We start from the raw sequence: 996 nt of genomic DNA, 5'->3' as shown, positions 1-996 counted from the left end.
AATGATAATGCGCAAGGTGAGTATTACTTACCAGACGTGATTGAGATTGCAAAGGCAGCAGGCGAGACGATCGCAGCGTATGCGGCACCTACGTTCGAAGAGACGATCGGTGTCAATGACCGCGTCGCACTTGCACAAGCAGAAACATCGATGCGCAAGCGAACGAATGAGTACTGGATGCGTCAAGGTGTCACGTTCGTTGATCCGTCCTCGACGTACATCGGACCAGACGTCACGATTGGTTCAGATACTGTTCTCTATCCTGGTACGCAGTTGCTCGGTCAGACGGTCATTGGTTCAGAATGTACGATTGGTCCGAACTCGGATATCCGTAACAGTGAAGTGGCAGATGGCGCCATTGTTCGTCAATCCGTCGTCACGGATAGCAAGATTGGTCCAGCGGCACAAGTCGGTCCATTTGCGCATTTACGTCAGCAAGCGGTTCTCGGTGCGAACACACGCGTCGGAAACTTCGTTGAGATCAAGAAATCAACATTTGGCGAAGGTAGCAAATCAGCCCACTTGAGCTATGTCGGAGATGCAACAATCGGAGAGAACGTCAACCTCGGTTGTGGATCGATCACGGTCAACTATGATGGAAAAAATAAATTCCAGACGATCATTGAGGACGATGCCTTCATCGGCTGTAACGTCAACTTGATTGCACCGGTCACGGTCGGCAAGAATGCCCTTGTTGCTGCCGGATCAACCGTCACAGACGATGTGCCGGAAAACGGTCTCGCGATCGCACGGGAACGTCAAACGACGAAACCCGATTATCGTTAATTCATTACTTGTCGCTCTACTCGTCTAAACCCAAACAAATGGAGGCCACCTACACATGTCTACTGTCTTAGAACATGAAATTCGTATTTTCGCACTCAACTCGAACAAACCACTGGCAGAGGAAATCGCTAAAGTCATCGGAATCCCGGTGAGCGAAAGTTCAGTCAAACACTTCAGTGATGGCGAAATTTCGATGAACATCGAAGAAAG

Annotated in this window: 2 protein-coding genes; both read left to right on the top strand. The window is 49.5% G+C overall.

Going from position 1 to position 996, the window contains the following annotated elements; translation table 11 throughout:
• A partial coding sequence (locus B3S86_RS00195; RefSeq protein WP_290747880.1) for a bifunctional UDP-N-acetylglucosamine diphosphorylase/glucosamine-1-phosphate N-acetyltransferase GlmU occupies positions 1-786 on the top strand: 786 nt, incomplete at its 5' end.
• Between the two features lie 55 nt (positions 787-841).
• Positions 842-996, top strand: a 155-nt coding sequence (locus B3S86_RS00190) for a ribose-phosphate pyrophosphokinase-like domain-containing protein (RefSeq protein WP_290747886.1), incomplete at its 3' end; no start/stop codon positions are given.

This window comes from Exiguobacterium sp. UBA3968 (assembly GCF_002385115.1).
Lineage (GTDB): Bacteria > Bacillota > Bacilli > Exiguobacteriales > Exiguobacteriaceae > Exiguobacterium_A.
Note: the sequence above shows the minus strand (reverse complement) of the source record. Positions and strands in the feature narration are given on the sequence as shown.